Genomic DNA, 21363 nt, shown 5'->3' on the forward strand with positions numbered 1-21363 from the left:
CAAATTAATATTTGAAAAACCACATTAGATCAACAACTCCAGTCTAGAACTTTATTTTCAACGAACACTTAGAGTTCTCAGACACGCCCTAGTCAACCTATGAAAATAAAATGATTTATCATGTATTCCCCGCAACATTTCTGCTCGTAGTTCGCTCCTTCATATACCACCACACACTAAGCAGCGCTGCGGCAGCACCAAGCATGCCGCCGAACCAGAAGCCGCTGCTCATGCCCCAGCTGTCGTTGAGCCAGCCGGCTAGAAAAGGGCCGGAAAACATCCCAATCGAATATACCGCCTGATAAAGGCCCATGGCAGTGGCTCTCCCGGATGGCTGGACATCACGAATGGCAAGTCCGAGCAGTAGCGGCAAATGCAAGCCTTGGGCAAAGCCGTTTATCGCTTGCGTCAGCGCCAGCATCGCGAAAGAATCTGTATAGGCAATGGACACCGTACATATTGTGCTTAGCACAAAGCCCATTCCAATGGTAACCCAATTGCCGAAGCGCGGGGCGAACCATTTGGCCGTAAACATTGAAGCGAGCGCATGCGGCAGCATAAAGGCAAAAACAATCAAAGTCAGCCCATATCCAGTAATGCCCAGCGTCTCTGCCTTGAGTGGCGTAAAGCCAAACATCGTGATGAACAGCACGCCATGTGCGAGAATGGAGAGCAGCGATACTTGAAGCAGCAGCTTCGTGCCGATAATGCTGCGTGCCATTGCGAGTGTCATGCCGACGCGCTCATGCGGCTGTTTCGGTGGTTCTTTTAAAAGCAGGCCTAGCACTAGCCCTACCCCAGCGATAACAGCCCCAGTAATGAAAGGTGCGGCATCTCCCCACATATCGGTCACCGTTCCGCTCATCAGCATGCCGAGCATTTGGCCGCTAACGATCATCACGCTAATGCTGCCCATCGCCCGTGCAGCATCTTCTGCGGCAAAATAATTGGCATACATAACTGTAAAAGCAACCCATGTCGAGGCGCATATGCCAGCCATTGCCCGGCCTCCGAGCGGCCATAGCCAGTGTCCGGGCACTAGAAACAGCAAGCAGCTTATGAGAGCAGTCACCATTCCCAGTATTATAAACGGCTTGCGCTTGCCGAAGCGGTCAGAGGCAACTCCAACGGGGAAGCGTATGAGCATTTGAACAAAGCCATAGCTGCCAAGCACAATGCCTATCAACTGCATCGACAAGCCTCGGCCGCTCAAAAAAGGCGATAATGTCGGTACATAAACGTACATCGACGTCCAGTATAATAGCGTAACTATCGTAAATACCAAGCGTTGTGAAGCAGTAGACATTTTTATAAAACCCCTTTCATCACTACTTTAGCCTACGATCACGCATTTTGTCACCCATAAATACGGTTGTCTATACAAGGCGAATAAGCGTTAATAGGGATCATTTTTTGACTTTGCTTGTTAAACTTCAAATTACCTTCAGTAGAGGTTTATATTTTCTACTTAAGATAAATGCTACTAGTACCGTGAAGCAGAAGTGTGGTCCGAATGGGTGAACTTCTGCCAAGTATGGATATGGACTAGGAGTGAGGCAAAAGTGAAAAGCATCATCCGATTTTCGCTCAATAATAAAGTAGCACTGTGGATTTTGACACTGCTTGTGCTGGCAGCAGGCATGTACGCAGGCCTTCGTATGAAGATGGAGACGCTGCCCGATATTACCGTGCCGATTGTTAGCATTACGACGGTATTTCCAGGCGCCGCACCAGAAGAGGTGATGGAGAAAATCACCAAGCCTATCGAGCAGCGGACCCGCCATGCGGAAGGGGTAAGTGTCGTGCGCTCGACCTCCTATGAAAATGCATCTTCCGTCGTCATTGAGTATGACTATGGTACCGATATGGACAAGGCGGCAGCGCAAATCAAGGAAGATTTGAATGGGCTAAGCTTGCCCGAAGGTGTGGCAACCCCGCAAGTATCACGAATTAGCTTGAATGCATTTCCTGTGCTTTCGCTTAGCTTCTCTAATGAAAAAGCAGATATTAAGGAGCTGACACGGACGGTCGAAAATGACGTGCTGCCGATGCTCGAAGGTATTGATGGTGTAGCTAGTGTGCAAGTATCCGGACAAAATGCAAATGAGATCCAGCTAGCCTTTAAGCCGGAGCAGTTGGCGAAATACGGATTGACGAAGGAAACGGTCAAAGGCTTGATTCAAGGCTCGGCGCTGACCGTCCCGCTCGGCGTGTTTGAATTTGGACAGTCGGAGAAAACGCTCGTTGTAGACGGAAATATTGCGACGTTAGAAGCTTTGAAAAACATGGACATTCCCTACAATCCAGCCAATAGGAATGGGGCAGGCCATACTGCTCCCCCAGCAGCAGACCGGCAAACGGGGCAAACGATGCAGCCAGGTGGCTTGAATGCTGCCAGCGGGCAAGCTTTATCCCCGGCGGCAGGTCTGGTTGACTCTGATCAGGGCTTAGCTAAGGCGATAGCCAGCATGAGCACGCTCCCTACCGTAAAGCTAAGCGAAATTGCAAATATATCGATCATCGGCAAAGTCGAATCGATATCGCGGACGAATGGGAAGGAATCGATCGGCGTATCGATTGTAAAGGCGGCTGATGCCAATACCGTTGAGGTCGTGGATGCGGTGAATGCTGAGCTGGTCAAGCTGAAGCAAGCGCAGCCTGCGCTTATCGTGGAAACGACACTGGATCAAGGGAAGCCGATTAAAAAATCGGTGGAGACGATGGTAAGCAAAGCGGTCATCGGCGCCATTTTTGCCGTGTTCATTATATTGATCTTTCTACGCAACATTCGTTCGACCATTATTGCTGTCATTTCGATTCCGCTATCCCTTCTAATTGCTCTTCTGCTGCTTAGCCAGATGGACATTACGTTGAATGTCATGACGCTTGGTGCCATGACGGTGGCGATTGGCCGGGTCATTGATGATTCCATCGTCGTCATCGAAAATATTTACCGAAGGCTCTCGCTTCCAGGTGAAAAACTGTCCGGCAAGGAGCTGTTTCTGGATGCGACCCGTGAAATGTTCATCCCGATTTTTGCCTCGACCATTGTGACGATAGCCGTATTTTTGCCGCTGGGCCTTGTGTCGGGCATGATCGGCGAAATTTTTATGCCCTTTGCCTTAACAGTCGTATTTGCTTTGCTTGCCTCCTTGCTTGTGGCGGTAACGGTGGTGCCGATGCTGGCGCATCTCATGTTCCGGGGCGGCCTGCCTTCAGGCAAGCGACATGCGGACAAGCCTGGTCGCTTAGCCGAGTGGTACAAAAGCATTCTCCGCTGGTCGCTCAATCATAAGGCTGCTTCGTTTGGCGCTGCAGTAATCCTGCTCGTGGGGAGCTTGTTTCTAGTACCGGTTATTGGAGTGAGCTTCCTGTCGTCCGATCAGGAGAAAATGATGCTGGTTACGTATAACCCGGCTCCAGGGGAGACGAAGGAGCAGGTGCAGGAGCTGGCGTTACAGGCAGAAAAGAGGCTGCTCGGACGGCTGGGACTGAACATTGTCCAATATGCGGTGGGTGGTGCCAATCCGTTTAGTCCAGGTGCTTCGAAGCAGGCTGTGTTTAATTTGCGATATGAGGATACCTTTCCGGCGTTTGACGATGAAAAGCAGCAGGTGGTCGCCCTGCTTGGGAAGGTTGGGGGACGTGGTGAGTGGAAGCAGCAGGATTTTAGCGGTGGGGCGCTAGGTGGATCTGGCTTGTCCATTACTGCATTTGGCCCAGATATGGCTCTATTGGAACCCGTTGTCAAACAGTTGGAAGAGAAGCTCAAAAAGAATGCTCATTTGACAAATGTCGCAACAAGCCTTGCTGCAACCTATGAGCAATACCGTCTGGTCGCCGATCAGCGGAAGCTAAGCCAATATGGCTTGACGGCAGGACAGGTGGCGGCGGCGCTCAGCCCCGTTCGGAGCCAGCCTGTACTTGGAACGGTTAAGCAGGAAGGAGCCGAGCTAAACATTTATGAGAAGCTGGAGCAGGCAGCCTATGCCAGCAAAGCTGAGCTCGAAAAGGTCATGCTGACCTCTCCGCTTGGGGCGCAAGTAGCGCTTAGCGATGTCGTAACGATTAAGGAAGGACAATCGCCGAATACGATTACCCGGCAGGATGAGCGCGTTTATGCGGAGGTGACGGCGGATGTGGTTTCTTCCAATGTAGGAGCTGTATCGGCGGAGCTGCAGCAAATGCTGGATGATATGCCGGCTGCAGCGGGGATCAGCTACAAGCTGGGTGGGGTGAGCGAACAAATTAATGAATCGTTCACGCAGCTTGGCATCGCAATGCTGGCTGCCATTGCGATTGTCTATTTTGTGCTTGTTCTTACGTTTGGCGGCGCTTTGACTCCGCTTGCTCTGCTGCTTTCGCTCCCATTTACGGTAATAGGCGCATTGCTTGGCCTGCTTCTAGGCAGGGAGACGATAAGCGTTACATCGCTCATTGGCGCGTTGATGCTTATTGGCATCGTCGTTACGAATGCGATTGTTCTGGTGGACCGGGTCATCCATAAGGAAGCGGAGGGACTATCTGTCCGTGAGGCGCTGCTCGAAGCAGCAGGCACGCGCCTGCGTCCGATTTTAATGACCGCTATTGCGACGGTCGGCGCATTGCTGCCGCTTGCGTTCGGGTTTGAGTCAGGCGGGCTTATTACAAAAGGGATGGCGCTGACTGTTATTGGCGGCTTAACGAGCTCAACCTTGCTGACGCTGGTAATCGTTCCTGTATTCTATGAAATTTTTCACCGCAGGCCAAAATCATTTTAAAAAATGCAGCAAGTATAAATACGTTATGCTTAAGCCTGGGATCGCTTTATGCGAACTAGGCTTTTCTTTTTCCTGCATTGGATGAATTATGTAAAATTATGAAACATTTTCGTCGTTTTTTGCGTTAGGTAATAGGATAAGTACATATAAAAATAGGGAGGGGTCTGTCTGTGAGTCGAATAGGTTTTAAAATCAAGCTTTTTGTAATGATGATTATGATCGTTAGTTTATGTGCAGACCTTGGGACAACGGGCTCGAGAGCCTATGCCGAAGCGGCAGGCATTGAGCTGAAAACGGAAGCAGGCTATCAGGGCAGTGTGAAAATGGATAAAAGAATGCCTGCCCATCTTACGCTGACGAATCGGACGAATACCGACTTAAAGGGCGAGGTCGTCATTTCGGTTATTTCGCCTTATGGCGGGATGACGACCGATTATGTCGTACCGGTCGAACTGCCGAAAGAAACGCCCGTTGAGCTGACGGTTTCATTGCCAGGCACGCAGCTGAGCAAAGACAATAACAAAATCCGCTTTTTTGAAGGCGCTTCTGCCAAAGGGAAGGAAGTAGCAATCATTGGCAAAGCCTTTTTGGACAGCAATGGCACAGCCGATTACACCTTTGGGGTTCTCGCAAGCGATCCCGATACGTTAAATTTCATGCCTTCGCTGAATGTGCGAGGCTACCAAATTTCCGTCATGCCGCTGACGCCGGAGCAGCTGCCGGATGAAGCTTCCCTGCTCGATTATTTTGATGTCCTTGCCATTAATGATGTAGCGACTTCGGATTGGAGCGAGCAGCAGGTGGCGGCCATTACAGGCTGGATCAGCAAGGGAGGCACGCTTATTCTCTCGGGAGGCGCAGGCTACAGCAAAACAGCGAAAGCTTTTGCAGCTATTGCGCCGGTTGAGCCGGATGGCGGGACGGTGTCACAGCCGATTTCGCCTGAAATGGTGAACGCGGGTGTTGCGAAAAGCGCAAGCGCAGGTGATATGACGCTGTCGACAGGCAAGCTTGCCGCTGGGGCAACAAAGCTGTTAGGCGGGGAAACGCCGATTGCTGCCGAGCGCAAGCTGGGACTGGGCAAGGTGCTGTACATTGCCTTTGATCCCGCATTGGAGCCGATTGCTTCTTGGTCGGGAAGTGCCACATTGTACGCCAATTGGCTGCAAAGCTCGCTATTTCCAATGCAGCAGGGCTATACGAACGGCAATAATACGTATTGGAGCTTTCAACAAATCGTAGATCAATTTCCGTCCATTTCACCGCCTAATTTTGGTCTCTTGCTCGTCATGTTTATCATTTATATGATTGTTGTAGCTCCGGTGCTGTATTTAGTGCTGCGAAGGGTAGACAAGCGGGAGTGGTCATGGTTTCTCATTCCGCTCATCTCGATCATTTGCGGTGCCGCTATTTTCTTCTTCGGCGCTGAAAATAAACGTTTTATGTCTACCCATTCGGTCCAAACGGTGCAATTATCTGGCCAAGGCGAAGGAGTTAAATCTGGTGCGTTTTCGATTTTCGTTCCGAATGGCGGCGAAGTAGCTGCCCGTTTCGATGAAACGCTTCCCCTAACACCTTATGCATCAGGCAGCAGCACCGGCGACTTGAATTTGCGCAGCGACAGCAGAGTGGTGAGCCTAGAAGGACAAACGACAGCTGAGTGGAAAAATGTAGAATATTGGTCGACACGCAAAGCCGTATTTGAAAATGTCCCGATGCAGGAGCAGGTCGGACAATTCAAGGTATCCTACGAGAGCAGCAACGGGCAAATAGGTTATAAAATTAAAAATGACACCTTGAATGATTTAAATCAGGTGGTTGTTGTGATGAACGGCAGCAGCTACTCAATCGGTGATTTAAAGCAAGGCGAAGAAGGTTCTGTGCTCATTTCCAATAGTCCCAACACAGGCATGGGATATTTTAACTACGGCAGTCTGATATTCCCTTATCAGGGCGGCAGTCAGGATACGTTCAGCAGGCAGCGTACGCTGGTCGATGCGTATTTCAATACGAACTACAGTTCCTCGACTATGCCGATGATTTATGGTCCGGTTGTGCTCGGATTCAGTGAAAATGAAGATGCATTTTTTACCGTTAATAACAATAAGGTGAAGGCTGCTAATTTGACGATGTGGGTGCAAAGCCTGGGTGAGATGGAGCCGGATGAAAACGGCCGCCTAATCGTGCCTGCAGGCTTCGTAAATCCCGTTATTATTGAAAAAAGTGTCAATCGATTAGAGAATTTTGGGAACTCTACTTTTTCGATTGGGCAAGGTGAGCTGGTGTTGGAATACAGATTCCCTGAGCGTGAGCAGCTGACATACGATCAATTGGACATTCACCTTGACCCTTCCCAATCCGGGCAAAATTTGAAGTGGCTCATTTGGGATGAAGCACAAGGCAAATGGCTGAAAGTAGCAGCGGAAATGGAAGATCCTTCGAATTATCTCATAGATGGCTTCAAATTGCGGATGAAGCTGATCGTTAATACCGATATAGAAACGAGAATGCCTCAAGTGGCAGTGGAAGGCGAGGTGGCAAAGCATGAATAAGGAAGAGCAGGCGCAAGAAAAAGTGGCGCATGAAGCGGGGGTTTCGCCCGAGCAGGATCAGGCAGCCGTTCCCATGATTGAAATTAAAGGACTCAGCAAGTCTTTTGGCTCATTTCATGCCTTAAAGACGCTTGATTTGACGATTGCCAGGGGCAAAGTGTTCGGTTTTGTGGGGCCAAATGGCGCGGGGAAATCAACGACGATGTCCATTTTGGCTACACTGCTCTCGCCTTCGTCGGGCTATGCGAAAGTGGATGGCTTTGATGTGACGAAGCATCCGGCAGAAGTGAGAAAGCGGATTGGGTATATGCCGGATTTCTTCGGTGTGTACGATCAATTTAAAGCGGTCGAATATTTGCATTTTTATGGTGCCAGCTATGGAATACCCAAGAAGGAACGGGAAGAGCTTATTCCGCAGCTGCTTGAGCTGGTCAATCTCAGTGACAAACGGGATGCTTATGTCGATACGCTGTCGCGCGGCATGAAGCAGCGGCTGTGCTTGGCGCGCTGCCTTGTGCATGATCCCGATTTGCTTATACTCGATGAGCCGGCTTCCGGTCTTGATCCGCGGGCGAGAATCGAAATGCGGGAAATTTTGCTTGAGCTGAAAGCAATGGGTAAAACGATCATTATTTCCTCGCATATTTTGCCAGAGCTTGCGGAGATGGTCGATGAAATTGGCGTCATTGAGCATGGGCAGATGATTGCCCAAGGCAATGTGTCGGAAATCCAGAACCGGCTGCGGGTGAAGCGGATCTTATATATTCGGCTGCTGGAACGGCTGGAAGAGGCTGAGCAGTTTTTGCAGGAGCAGCCGCATGTGACGCGTCTGATGCGCGATGAGCGGGGCATACATGTTCATTTTAGCGGACAGGATCTCGAACAGGCAGAGCTGATCAGCGAGCTGATAGCTGCGGGTTACCGCATCGTTTCGTTTAGCGAAGGGCAGACGAATTTGGAAGATGTCTTTTTGGAAATTACGAGAGGAGGGGACGGCTTCGAATGAGAAACGATACCGTAAGCAAAGATTGGCGCAGCAAGCTGATCAATCCGGTGCTGGATAAGGAATTCCGATTGCGGATGCGGACGCCGCGCACGATGTGGACGCTGCTTGCCTATTTATTCGCCATTGGGCTGTTTGCCCTTAGCTCCATTTATTTGCTTAATATGAGCTCGGGCAATGCGGCCTCCTTTAATCCGAGCGAAAGCCGGATGCTGTTTTATTTTCTCAGCTTCGTACAGCTCGGCCTCATTTCCTTTATGGCCCCGGGCCTCACGGCTGGCGTTATAAGCGGCGAGCGTGAACGGCAGACACTTAATCTGCTGCTTACGACGCAGCAAAGCTCGACGACGATTATTTTAAGCAAGCTGCTGTCTTCTCTAAGCTTTATGATTTTAATCGTCATTAGTACGCTTCCTGTATACAGCATGATCTTTCTGTTCGGCGGCATATCGCCGTCGCAGCTGCTGCTCATCTTTTTCTTTTATTTATTTTTGATGATCGTTATAGGAGCCTTCGGCGTTTTGTTCTCCACCATCATCAAGCGGACGATGATTGCTGTTATTTTGACCTATGGCGTGACCTTGTTTTTGTACGCGGGCACAGCGCTCATTGGTTATGTAGCGCTAATGGTATCTATGCAGGTTTCAGGATACAGCGGTTCTAACGAATGGATCGCTCATATTTTTGCATGGAATCCAGCGGTGGCGATGTACAGCATTTTGGACCCTAACATAACTAGAGAAATCGTTTATACGGGATCTGGTTCAACCGCATCGGAACCGTTTCTGCAGCTCTGGCAGGAGTTTATGCTCATTTATCTCGTGTTGGCCGCTCTAGCCATTTGGTTAAGCATTCGCTACCTGCGTCCTCGTATGAAGCAAAGCGGGAAGTAGCATATAAGAAGTCGGGTTTAAAGTAGGAGGGAGCGCAAATGGCGCCAAGCGGAAGCAGTCAGGCTAAAGAACAGCAGCAGCTTCCTGAGCTGCTATTGCCGGTGCGACTGAGATTGACCATGTTCACAATGTGCAAGCATGGGCTGAAAGGCTTGCTTATAGGCAGCTCGGCAGGCTTGCTGCTGCTCGTCGCAAGCAGGCTGTGGCCGCTGCTTCATGCGCGGCCAGCGGCTGTGGTTTTGGCGGCAGCGGGCCTGCTGGCGGGGCTGCTGTACGGTCTTTGGCGGCGGGCCTCGCTGCGTGATGCGGCGAGAGCGATGGATCGGCACGACACGGATGATGCCGTGTCGACTGCGCTTGATGGATGGCTGCGCCCGGTTGGGCAGCCATCCGCTATTGTGCTGCTGCAGCGGCAGGAAGCCATTGCTGCAGCGAAAGCTTATGCCGCTATGCTGAGCAAGCGGCTGCCTTGGCCCGCATGGGCGGCGTGGAAGCGGGCCGTTCTGGGGGTTAGCGCGGTATGGGCCATATCCGCGCTTTTGCTCGTATGGGCGAATCCGCTGGATCATTTGGCGGAGGAGCGGGCCGCTGAGCGGCAGCAGCTTGAAGAGCTGCGGGAAGAGGCGGCTGCGCTCGCGGAGGAAGCGGAGCGGGCAGATGTGCCCGAGGAGGCGAAGCGGCAGCTTGCTGAGCCGCTTGAGAAGCTGCGCAGCAAGCTGGAGAAGCTGCGCAGCAAGCTGGAGGAAAACGACAGCGACATAGAGGCGGCGCTTGCCGAGCTGGCCGAGGCGATGCGCGAGCTTGAGCAGACGGCGGAGCTGGCGAAGCAATCGGCGTCGCAGCTGGATGAGGCGGCGGAAGCGATGCAGCGCGAGCCCGCACTGAAACAGCTGGGAGCTGCGCTGCAGGACCGGCTGGAATCGGGGATGAGCGAAGCGATTAGCGATATGCGTTCGGAGCTGCACAAGCTGACGCCTGAGCAGAAGGAGCAGCTGGCACAGGCGCTGGAGCAGCTTGCGGGGCAGCTGCCGCAAGACAAGGAGGCGCTCGCCTCCGCATTGGCAGAAGCCGCGGAGCAGGCGCGCAATCCCGAAGCGGAAGGTGACGCTTCGGGCGAGACGGAGGGCGGCGATGGCCTCGCCGCCCTAGAAGAAGCGCTGGCCGGCGAATTATCGCAGGCTCAGCTGGAACAGCTGGCTAGCGCAATGGCGAGCCAGCTTGGGCAAAGCGGACAGCCGCTTGCGGGCCAATTGGCTGCAAGCGGCGGCTCCGTGCCGCCGAGCTGGGCAGCGGCGGCCTCCGGCAATGGCTCGCCGAGCGGCAGCAGCGCTGGCGGAGCATCGGGCTCGCCGAGCGAGCCCGGATCGGGCGCGGCGCCGGGAAGCTCTGGCGCCTCCGGCAGCGGCGAGCCTTCATCCAGCGGTGCTGGTACAGGAGCCGGTGCCGGTCAAGGAGCAGGCGCTGGTGATGGAGCCGGGTCTGGTCAAGGCCAGGGAGCTGGCAGCGGCTCGGGCAGTGGGCAAGGAGGCTTGCAAGGCGGTACCGGAGCGGGTGGACGAACGCTTGTAACAACACCGCGCACGATGGCAGGCGAGGGCAATGTGCAGGAGGATGGCGGACCATCGACTGGCGGCCAGGAGCAAACGGGGGGCAAGTCGCCGATGATTGACGGAACGACACGCCCTTACGAGGAAGTATACAGCGAGTATGCAACCGAGGCGAAAAAAGCGCTTGGACGCTCCCAGCTGCCGCAGGCCATGCAGGATAAAGTAAAGCAATATTTCGACAACATACAGCCGAATCGATAAGGAGCGAGGTGGACAAATGATTGAATCCAAGGAACAGATTACACAGGCGGCTGAGCGTATAGCTGCTCTGAAAGAGGAAATTGGAAGCGTCATTGTAGGGCAAAAAACGGTAGTTGAGCAGCTATTATGGTGCATGCTGGCAGGCGGACATGCGCTGCTGGAAGGCATCCCCGGTCTCGGGAAAACGATGCTTGTCCGCACGGTTGCGGATACGATTTCCTTGCAATATTCAAGGATTCAATTTACGCCCGATCTGATGCCCGCAGATATTACGGGAACGACGCTGATTGATTTTACCGAGCAGGGTGCGGCGGGACGCAGCTTTCAGCCTGGACCGATCTTCGGTAATCTAGTGCTGGCCGATGAAATTAACCGTGCTACGCCGAAGACACAAAGCGCACTGCTTGAAGCGATGCAGGAAGGCACGGTGACAGCTGGCGGAGAAACTCGCCAGCTGCCGCGTCCTTTTTTTGTATTGGCGACGCAAAATCCAATCGAGCAGGAGGGGACATACCCACTGCCGGAAGCGCAGCTTGACCGTTTTCTGCTCAAAATCGGCGTCAGCTATCCGACGCGCGAGGAGCTCAAAGAAATTGTGCTGCGGACAACGGCAGTAGCTCAGCGCCGCGCCGAGGTCAAGATGACTGCGGATGAGCTGACCGAGCTCCAAGTGTATGCCAAGCAAATTCTGGTTGCAGACGATGTGCTGGACATGGCGGTTCGGCTAGTGATGATGACGCATCCTGCAGAGGCAGATGCCCCTGACGATGTGAAGCGTTATGTCAGATTTGGCGCTGGACCGCGGGCGCTGCAAGCGATTGTGGCGGTCAGCAAGGTAAGGGCGCTTTGCAGCGGCAAGCTGCATGTATCGTGGAGCGATATTCGCGAGGTAGCTGTGCCAGCGCTTCGACATCGGGTCGTGCTCGGTTATGAGGCACAGGCAGCAGGCATAACGACGGATCAGATGTCCGAATCCATCTTAAACGCATTGGAGCTGACAAGATGAATGGGCAAGGCAGCGGTTCCGGGAGCGGAGCCCGGGATTCAGCGTTCAGCGGCGCTTTAGCCAAGCTATTCCCCGATACGTCCTTGCTGAATCGATTAGAGCGCATGAAAGTGGCTGCGGGCAGCCGAGTAAAGGGCACGATGGCTGGCAAGCGCCGCTCCAGCACGCTCGGCGGCTCGCAGGAATTTGCAGACTATCGCCCTTATGCGCCCGGCGACGACATTCGCCGTTTGGATTGGAATGTTTATGGGCGAACGGGCAGAGCATATATGCGGCAATATTGGGATGAGCAGGAGCTTACCTTGCATGTGTACGTTGATATATCCCCTTCGATGAATTTTGGCGGCGAACAGGCCAATAAGCTGCGCTGCGCCTTGCAGCTTGCAGCTTGCGGCGGATACGCTGCACTGTCAGGCGAGGACCGCATTGCGGTCAAGCTGTTTGGCGGCTCAGCTCCGGCAGAGCTTCCAGCGCTGCGCGGAAGGGGTTCCGCTGCGCGATTGTTTCATTTTTTGGCAGCGGCACTAGAGCAGGCAGCGGAGCAGCAGTCTTTTCACCCAGACGATGGGCTTAAGTCTTCTGCGATGGGTGAAGGGACAGCAGCTATGCAGCAGCAGGCGGCAGCTTTGTCCATGCGGGAAGCTACTCAGCAGGCTGGGCAGCTCCCGCATCGTACGGGCGTTACTTGGATTGTATCCGATGCGATGTATGAAGCGGGCATTGAGAATACGCTGCTCAGCCTGCTTGCTGCTCGGCAGCAGGTTGTTTTTCTCCATTTATTGAGCCCTGAAGAGCTAAATCCGTCTTTGACAGGCGAACTGAATTTGCTTGACAGTGAACTCGGAACGGGCAAAGAGGTTGCTTTAGGCAGTCGTTTGCTGGAACAATATCGCGATACGGTGAACGAATATTGTAATGAGCTCAAGAAGCTTTGCGCCGAGCGCGGAGCCCTTTATATTTTTATTGATACGAGCAAGCCAATGGAACAAACGATTCAGCATACGCTGCTTCGCGCTGGTGTGCTGCACAGCCATAGTTAAGATTGAACTGGAACTAATAATGAGGTGCAACTTAGAACTCAGGTGAAAGGAGGAGGGAAAATGCAGCTGCTATCGCCGCTATCTGCATTATTCGGCTTGGCGCTCCCAGCCATTGTTTTAATGTATTTATTCAAGCGCACGTATATGGATACCGAAATTGCGAGTCATATGCTGTGGAATCGCATGCTGCGAGAGCAGGAGGCGAATCGTCCGTGGCAAAAGCTTCGTACACGGCCGCTTATGCTTTTGCAGCTTCTCGCAGCTGCTATATTAGTGCTGGCGCTCATGCAGCCGTATCTTACGACGGATAGCCGTAGTGGCAGTCATACTGTCATTGTACTAGACCGCTCGGCAAGCATGACCGCGGCTATGCCTGGGGGAAGCTCTCAAGGCAGCATGCTGGCCGCCGCTGTACAGCAGGCGGAGCTGTGGCTGAGCGAGCAGCCGAAAGGGGAGCTTATCACTTTGCTTGTAACGGGCGAGCAGCCCCGCATTATTTTGTCCAAGGAAACGGACCATGAGCTCGTGCTGCAGCAGTTGCAAACCATTACGCCAGATTTCGGTACACAGGACAACGTAGCAGCTTTATCGCTAGCCGACTCACTGCTTGCCAATGAACAAGGCGGACAGATATTGCTGCTCTCCGATGGCAGATGGCAGGACGCAGACTCCGTTAACCTGCTGACCCTTCATGCGAAGCTTGAGCAATTCAAGCTTTCTGCCCCGCAAGCTGGCAGTAATAATAGTGCTATCTTGTATTTTGGCATTCATGCAGCAGTTGGAGAAGACGGCAAACGTGCAGGCATAGTGACCCTGCGAAATGACAGCCTTGCGTCTAAGCAGCTTGAGCTTGCCGTATATGCGGACAAGGAATCGGAGCCTGCGGTGAAGAGGTCGGTCAAGCTTGAGGCTGGGGGCTGGACGAGCGTAGATATTAACGGTCTGCCGGAAGAAGCGAGCTATTACACCGCCAAAATCAGCGGAGCGACTGATGATTATGCCGCTGACAATATCGCCTACCAGTTTCCGATCGTGTCTAAAGCGCAGCAGGTGCTTTTGGCTACATCAGGCAACTTGTTTTTGGAAAAAGCGCTCCAGCTTGCCGGCGTAAAAACGATAAAGGTTGATCCAGCGCAGTATGTTCCTTCCAATGAACATGTTAAGGACATCGACTGGGTCATTATGGATGGCGACACAGCAAAGCTTCGAACGGACAAAAGCTGGCAGGAGCTGTTTTCCTCCAAGCCTGTCTGGTATATCGACCATCCGGAAGCGACCGAGGAAGAGACAGCTTCGCCTGCGAATAGCAGGGTGGCGCTGTCCGAGCATCCCGTTACCGCCTATCTTTCATTTGAAGATACCCATATCGGACGGATGGTGAAGGCGAAGGATGCTGGGACTTGGGGAGAAGCGATTGTTACATATGGCGGCTTGCCAGCCATTTATGCTGGCTCGGTGCAAGGAAGGCCGCAGCTGCGCTTTACCTTTGACATGCAAAGCAGCGATTTGCCGCTGCGGCCGGAGTTTCCCGTGTTAATCGTGCAGGCTGCGGATTGGATGAGCGGAGGGAGTCAGGCACAGCTTGGGACGGCGGATGCCGGAAGTACGCTCCAGCTTGCTTTTTTAAATGAGACAGTTAGTGCCAAGTGGGAAATGATCGAAGCCCTAGGCGGTTATAGCGAAAAATCACTGCCCGACAGCAAGCTGGCTGCCGCGCTTGCAGCGCAAGAGCCAGCTGTCGCCCCAGTGGTTCCGGGTTTGTACCGTTTAATCGAGCAAGATGCAGAAGCGGAAACGATCGGTCAGAGGATGCTTGCTGTAACAGCGGCTCCCTCCGAAAGCGCATCGATGTCCACAAATTCCGAAATCAAGCCGCTTGCCGCTGGTTCAACTGAGACAAGTGAAAAGCAGGCTGAAGCGGGGTTGGCTGCGGGAAGTGTGGAGACGGCAAATGCTGCAAACGCTTTTGCCGTATGGCTCGCGCTTGCACTGCTTATGCTGATGCTGGTGGAATGGGAGGTGTATAGGCGTGGGAATGCAGGCTAATTCGCCTTGGGCGCTCCTTCTTCTTATTCCGTGGGCAGTGGCGGTTTGGTGGATGATTCGTGGTACGCTGCGGCTGCAAGGCACTCGTAAAAAGATAGCCATAACGCTGCGTGCATTTATTCTGCTGCTGGTCATTGCGATTGCTGCAGGTGTGCAGCCATACTTGCGTATCGAGCAGCGAAACGTTATTTTTGTAGCAGATCGTTCCGCATCCGTCAATGCCGATGCCGTTTTAGGCGAGTGGATTGCCAAAGCCTCGGCGGAGAAAGACGAAGCCGACCAGAGCGGAATTGTGTCCATCGGACTAGATGCCGCCATCGATAAAGTGCTTTCGCCTGATCAGCTTCCGAGTGCGGAACGATATACGTTTCGATCAGGCGTGAATGAAAACTTCACGGATCTGTCTCAGGCGCTGCGCCTTGCGTCAGGCATGCTGCATGAAGCCGGGGGCGGCAAAATCGTGCTGCTCTCCGATGGCGCAGAAAACGCCGGAAGCATGCTGCGCCAAGCGGAGCTGCTGGGGCATGCAGGCATTGAGGTGGATGTCGTTCCGGTAGCTGCCCCGCAGCGGGTGGACGCCTCGCTCGAAGCGATGGACGTTCCGCAAACGCTGCGTCAAGGCGAGAAATTTACGTTTGAATTTACGATTAACAGCACATCATCAGGTACGGCCAAGCTGAGGCTCTATGAAGACAACCGCGAGCTGTCAACAAGCGAAATTGTGCTGGAGCCGGGCAAAAATCGTTTTGCGCTGCAAAGCGCTGCGCTGGAACCGGGCTTTCACCGTTTTCGGGCTGAGCTGTATGCCGAAGGGGATGAACGTGAGCAGAACAATACTGCTTATGCGTTCAGCAGAGTCAGCGGCCCGCCCGCTGTGCTCATTGTCGAAGGTGTGCCGGGCTCATCAGGCAATGTGGAGGCAGCTTTGAAAGCTTCGCTCATTCGTTACGAGACGATACCGCCTGAGCGGCTGTCTGTACAGCTGGCTTCATATGCCGCCTATGACAGCATTATTTTAAACAATGTTTCAGCAACCCGCATTGCGGCTAAACCGATGGAGTGGCTTGGCAAGGCGGTCAGCGATTATGGCATTGGCCTAGTCATGCTGGGTGGCGACAACAGCTTTGGCTTGGGTGGCTATTTCCAAACGCCTATAGAGAAGGCGCTGCCGGTCTATATGGATTTGAAGGGCAAGCGCCAACTGCCCTCGCTCGGCTTGATTTTGGTAATTGACCGTTCCGGCAGTATGGTCGGCGGCAAGCTGGAGCTGGCGAAAGAAGCGGCAATGCGGACGATCGAGCTGATGCGCCCAGAGGATTCAGTAGGCGTAGTCGCCTTCGACTCGACGCCTTGGTGGATCGTGGAACCGACCAAGCTGACGGATCGCGAGGAGGTTTTGGATAAAATCCAGGGCATTCAGGCCGATGGGGGCACGGAAATTTTTCCGGCGCTCGATACCGCTTATAACAAGCTGCTGGAAATGGATGCACAGCGCAAGCATATTATTTTGCTCACCGATGGGCAATCGGCTTCCAACCCGGGTTATGCTGCGCTGACACAGGGCATGGTGGACAATAAAATGACGATGTCTACAGTTGCAGTCGGCGACGGTGCGGATCAGGTGATGCTGGAGCAGCTTGCGAAGCAGGCAAAGGGACGGTTTTATTTTACAAATGATGAAAGCACGCTTCCGGCTATTTTCAGCCGTGAGACGGTGCTAATGTCGCGAACCTATATTGTGGAGCAAAATGCTCCGCCGCTCGTCGGGCAAGCCGGAAGCTGGTCGTCGATGTGGCAAAATGGCGTGCCGAGCTTGCAGGCTTACATCGCAACGACAGCGAAGGAAACGGCAGAGGTCGCGCTGCTGTCGCCGCAAGGTGATCCGATTTTGGCGCGCTGGGCTTATGGATCAGGACGAACGGTAGCTTGGACGAGCGACTTGACTGGGAAATGGTCACGAGACTGGGTGCAGTGGGGCGCATTGCCGAATGTGCTCGCCGAGTGGATTAAGTGGACGTTTCCCCAGTTTGAGAGCACGCCTTATTCCGCAACAGCTGCGCTTGATGGTCGAGAGGCTATGCTGCGCTTGCGCACCGAGGGCAGTGATACAGCTGCTAAGCTGTCGGCTGTAGTCACGGATGAAGCAGGCGAAAGCACGTCGCTTTCGCCGCTTCCAGCAGCTCCGGGCGAATATGCGGCAAGCCTTCCGATATCGAAACCGGGCGTGTATTTAATGCAAGTGAATGAACAGAGCGCTGCAGCTGGCGGAGTGGAAGCGCCCAATACGGGCAGCGGCACGACGACGGGTTTTGTCATCCCCTATTCGCCCGAGTATCGATTGACGGGTGAAAATGGAGCAGAAGCGCTGCAGCAGCTTGCTGACGCTACAGGCGGACGCTTGCTGTCGCTGGACGCGCCGCAGGAGGCTTACCGCTTCATTCCAGTAGAGTCCAGGCAGCCTTATGATTGGACGCGTGAGCTGCTCTTATTGATTTTGGTGCTTTGGCTGGTCGACATTTTACTGCGCCGACTGTCGCTTCCTTGGCAGCGAATCGGGCGGAAGCTTTTTGCGAGACTGGGGCTCGTAGGTGGACGTTTGCAGAGGAATGAGCCAGCCGCCGCTCCGTCAGGTGCGATGAGCAGGCTGCAGCAGCGGAAAAACCGCACCGCTGGCTTTTATGGTGAGCGAGCGGATACAAGTGACGTGACTCCAACTCCAACTTCGCCAGCATCTGGTCAGGTGAAGGGAGCGAGTGGAGAGCTTAATGGCGTTCAGGGAGCTTCGGCCAATACGTCGCAAACGACTAGTCGTCCGTCTCGAGCACAGGCTAACGCTTCAGGCGGCAGCAGCCAGCCGTCGGCCCCTCCTTCGAACCCAGAAACAATGCAGGCTGATGGTCAGGCAACGGTAAATCGTCTGCTTGCCGCCAAGAAGCGCGGCAAGCGGTAGCATTTTTGAACGGATGCGAGGCTAAAATGTTGGCATTGTTTAGAGGAATGGACAACGGCGGCGTCGAAAGTTACAATGCACATAAACGATTTTTCTGAGGAGCTGACGTAACGATGTATAACGAAATCACGCCGGAGCAAGTTGAAGCGCGTCTGAATAATAAGGAAAAGTTTCATTTAATCGATGTTCGTGAGCTTGATGAGTGGGAGGATGGACATATTGCCGAAGCAGCGCATTTGCCATTGTCTGAAATCCAGGAGCGTTTGGATGAGCTGCCTAAGGATGAAAATATAATTTTCGTATGCCGCAGCGGCGGACGCAGTGGCAAAGTATGCGACTTCCTCGCGCCACAGGGCTACTCCGTGACCAATATGACGGGCGGCATGCTCGCATGGCCGGGAGCCATCGTTACTGGAGCGTAGCATAAAGCGTTAAAATCAAAAGCAGCTTTGCAACCGGATGTTGGCGGATTGCAAAGCTGCTTTTCACTTTTTTCGATTCGGAAAAAAGGCATTGATCATGATATAATAAAAATTAAACGGAGCTGATCCTTCATGAATCTGCTAAATCCAAGAAATGACTTTTTGTTCAAACGCATTTTTGGGAGTGAAGAGAATCGCGATGTCCTACTAACCTTTCTAAATCGAACATTTGATGAGGCTGGCAGGCCTCCATTGACAGAGATTATTTTGCTCAACCCTTATACAGATAAGGACTCTCCGCGCGACAAGCAATCCATTCTGGATATTCGAGCCAGAACAACTGAAGGTGAAATTATTAATGTTGAAATGCAGCTTTTTAATAAATATGATACGGAGAAAAGAACGCTTTTCTATTGGAGTAAGCAATACTCTGGGCAATTGCAGGAAGGGCAGCCTTATAGCCAACTGAAACGGTGCGTGACTATTAATATTTTGAACTACGCCTTGCTGCCGAATGATTTGTACCATAACGTATTTCATCTGCGGGAAGATCGAACCGGAATTTCGCTAATTGACGATATTGAAATTCACTTTCTAGAGCTGCCGAAACTAGACGAACAAGCCATTTCCATTGAGGAAGGCGGACTTGTGAACTGGCTGTTATTCCTGAAAGGTGCAGATCAATCTAAATGGGAGGTGTTAACGATGAATGAACCGGTACTAAGAAAGGCCATGGATACGCTGGAATTTTTGAGTCAGGATTTAGAAGCACGAAGACAATATGAAGACCGTCAGAAGTATCTGCATGATGAGGCGTCGATGTATGAAGCAGCTAACTCAAGAGGGCGTGCTGAAGGAAAAGCAAGTGGGAAGGCAGAGGCGAAAAAGGAAATTGCCAGAAAGCTTCTTACTCTTGGAGTTGAGCTATCCGTCATCATCGAAGCATCCGGTCTAACTGAGAAAGAGATCATTGATTTAAAGTCGTTGTAGTTAAAAATAGAGACGAGCGGACCCATGGCGGTCGGCTCGTTTTGTCTTTAAGGAGTTGTTTTTACAAAAAAAATCGTCAATTGACTGTATAAAAAGTACAGACCGCCTTTTATGACGGTCCGAGAGATAAATTTATGAGGTTACCGTAACATACCAAGTCCAAAGAAGGACTCCGCTGGTACTGTAGCCACGGACTGTTGCGCTGCCAGTATTTAATGCGGTTAGCCATCCAGAAGATGATACTGAAACAACAGATGTTCCTGATGCAACAACATAGTTATTTGCACCAATGAGTAACGTAGAATTTCCTTTTTTCAAAGTTGTAAAGGTTGTTCCAGCTGCGGAAACCGTTGTTGGAGCTAATAGTGCGAAGCTTGAAAAGGATGCGAGTGCTAAGGTTGTGGCGAGGAAAATTTTCTGAATGGATTTTTTCATTTGAACCTCCCTTTTGATTAATTTACTTAAATGGTAATAATAAGTAAATTCAAGTTAATCATACATTATGATTTTCTGCTTGCATAGAGGTGTATATTGTCGAACTAAGACTATTAATTGCGAGCACGTTTGTTTCTGTTTAGTTGAGTGTGACTGTGTTTAAAGAGGCTATATTAGGCGCCTGTAAACACATGCCCACAAATAGCGCAACAAAGCTTGATTGGCGAGTTCGACTCAAGCCAATATTTTTCAATCATCGAACTCACTTAGAGTGCGACAGATGTAGCAACAAAAAAGGGAGATGATCGCGATGTTTCAATCCACGCACTCACATAGAGTGCGACCCACTAAATCTGCGGCGGTGATCGCCGGGGAGATAGTTTCAATCCACGCACTCACATAGAGTGCGACATCAGGGAAGAAGTTGGCAGGCGACACTATCTCGTTTCAATCCACTCACTCACATAGAGTGCGACAATGAATACAGAAATACATGGGAGGGCTATACATGTTTCAATCCACGCACTCACACAGAGTGCGACAACCTTGTGCAGCGTCACAGCCTGGGTTTCCTGATGTTTCAATCCACGCACTCACATAGAGTGCGACATTATTGTCAGAAGAAAATAAAGTATTAGACTGAAAAATAAAGTGTTAGACTAGGAAAATAAAGTATTAGACTGGCAACTGGTGCCCGTTGGTTAAGCTAACGGGCAGGATAAGGAATTTTTGAAAGGTTATTGATATAATAGAAAGGTGGGAAAATTTTGATAGAAACAAAACGTCTTATTATTAGAGAAATGGTGCAGTCCGATTATGATGCATTGTGCGGAATATTGTGTGATGAGGAAGTAATGCGTGCTGCTTATGAAAGTGCATTCAACTTAGAAGAAGCACAAAATTGGCTTAACAGACATCTTAAAAGATATGAAGAATATGGTTTTGGACTTTGGGCTGTTGTATTAAAAGAAACAAACGAAATGATTGGTCAATGTGGCTTGACAATGCAAGGCTGGAGAGAAAAAGAAATTTTGGAAATAGGATTTTTGTTTCAAAAAGCGTATTGGCACAAAGGTTACGCAACAGAAGCAGCAATTGCTTGCAAGGAATACGCTTTTTCAGTTCTTAATGCAAATAGGGTTTATTCTATTATTAGGGACACAAATATAGCCTCTCAAAAAGTTGCTGTTCGAAACGGTATGAATATTATTGATAAAGATACTAAGAATTTTAGGAATATAGATATGGAATTTTTTCTTTATTCTGTGGAGCGAACAAAATGAGCAGGTGAAATTGAAAAAGGTTTCCATGATGAACCCATATACTGTTTAAAATTGAGCTAACGGAGAGTCTGTAAAATATTCTGTGTAAACTCTCAAACCCGATTACAATAGAAGAAAGGCTGGTTTGAGAGGATGGCACCGATGGCGAGATTCAATAAGGAACAAGTGAAGGCAT

The 21363-nt window shown here is 51.6% G+C and carries 14 protein-coding genes; 12 read left to right on the plus strand and 2 right to left on the minus strand.

Annotated elements, in window-relative coordinates; translation table 11 throughout:
* Nucleotides 1–118: 118 nt before the first annotated feature.
* Nucleotides 119–1306, minus strand: coding sequence for an MFS transporter (locus AC50YG_RS12660; RefSeq protein ID WP_494827131.1), 1188 nt, complete (start codon nt 1304–1306; stop codon nt 119–121).
* A gap of 256 nt (nt 1307–1562) precedes the next feature.
* Between AC50YG_RS12660 and AC50YG_RS12665 the strand changes: the two genes are divergently transcribed.
* From AC50YG_RS12665 to AC50YG_RS12715, 11 genes are all read left to right on the plus strand, one after another.
* Nucleotides 1563–4760, plus strand: a complete 3198-nt coding sequence (locus tag AC50YG_RS12665; RefSeq protein ID WP_494827132.1) for an efflux RND transporter permease subunit — start codon at nt 1563–1565, stop codon at nt 4758–4760.
* 170 nt (nt 4761–4930) lie between these two features.
* The gene (locus AC50YG_RS12670; RefSeq protein ID WP_494827133.1) at nt 4931–7312 is read left to right on the plus strand and encodes a DUF8725 domain-containing protein; all 2382 of its coding nucleotides are present in this window, start codon (nt 4931–4933) and stop codon (nt 7310–7312) included.
* A 73-nt stretch (nt 7313–7385) separates the two neighbouring features.
* A complete protein-coding gene (locus tag AC50YG_RS12675; RefSeq protein WP_494827187.1) occupies nt 7386–8318 on the plus strand; it encodes an ABC transporter ATP-binding protein in 933 nt (310 codons plus the stop codon).
* Nucleotides 8315–9208, plus strand: coding sequence for an ABC transporter permease (locus tag AC50YG_RS12680; protein ID WP_341282549.1), 894 nt, complete (start codon nt 8315–8317; stop codon nt 9206–9208). The genes AC50YG_RS12675 and AC50YG_RS12680 overlap by 4 nt, the downstream gene beginning before the upstream one ends.
* 38 nt (nt 9209–9246) lie before the next feature.
* On the plus strand, nt 9247–11016 hold the full coding sequence (locus AC50YG_RS12685) for a DUF8809 domain-containing protein (protein WP_494827135.1): 1770 nt from the start codon (nt 9247–9249) through the stop codon (nt 11014–11016).
* Nucleotides 11017–11032: 16 nt separating this feature from the next.
* On the plus strand, nt 11033–12022 hold the full coding sequence (locus tag AC50YG_RS12690) for an AAA family ATPase (RefSeq protein ID WP_494827136.1): 990 nt from the start codon (nt 11033–11035) through the stop codon (nt 12020–12022).
* Nucleotides 12019–13062, plus strand: a complete 1044-nt coding sequence (locus AC50YG_RS12695) for a DUF58 domain-containing protein (protein WP_494827138.1) — start codon at nt 12019–12021, stop codon at nt 13060–13062. The genes AC50YG_RS12690 and AC50YG_RS12695 overlap by 4 nt, the downstream gene beginning before the upstream one ends.
* A gap of 60 nt (nt 13063–13122) precedes the next feature.
* A complete protein-coding gene (locus AC50YG_RS12700; protein WP_494827139.1) occupies nt 13123–15108 on the plus strand; it encodes a VWA domain-containing protein in 1986 nt (661 codons plus the stop codon).
* Nucleotides 15098–18058 (plus strand): VWA domain-containing protein, encoded by a 2961-nt coding sequence (locus AC50YG_RS12705; protein ID WP_494827188.1) that lies wholly within the window; start codon nt 15098–15100, stop codon nt 18056–18058. Before AC50YG_RS12700 ends, AC50YG_RS12705 begins: the two co-directional genes overlap by 11 nt.
* A gap of 113 nt (nt 18059–18171) precedes the next feature.
* Nucleotides 18172–18480, plus strand: a complete 309-nt coding sequence (locus AC50YG_RS12710) for a rhodanese-like domain-containing protein (protein WP_494827141.1) — start codon at nt 18172–18174, stop codon at nt 18478–18480.
* Between the two features lie 132 nt (nt 18481–18612).
* Nucleotides 18613–19470 (plus strand): Rpn family recombination-promoting nuclease/putative transposase, encoded by an 858-nt coding sequence (locus tag AC50YG_RS12715; RefSeq protein WP_494827143.1) that lies wholly within the window; start codon nt 18613–18615, stop codon nt 19468–19470.
* A gap of 132 nt (nt 19471–19602) precedes the next feature.
* On the opposite strand, the gene AC50YG_RS12720 is transcribed toward AC50YG_RS12715, so the two are convergent.
* Nucleotides 19603–19905 (minus strand): BLB8/JUQZ-1 family protein, encoded by a 303-nt coding sequence (locus AC50YG_RS12720; RefSeq protein ID WP_494827145.1) that lies wholly within the window; start codon nt 19903–19905, stop codon nt 19603–19605.
* Nucleotides 19906–20672: 767 nt separating this feature from the next.
* Here AC50YG_RS12720 and AC50YG_RS12725 point away from each other — a divergent pair.
* Nucleotides 20673–21188, plus strand: coding sequence for a GNAT family N-acetyltransferase (locus AC50YG_RS12725; protein ID WP_082596080.1), 516 nt, complete (start codon nt 20673–20675; stop codon nt 21186–21188).
* The last annotated feature ends 175 nt before the right edge of the window (nt 21189–21363 follow it).

Source organism: Paenibacillus sp. J31R34, assembly GCF_059383715.1.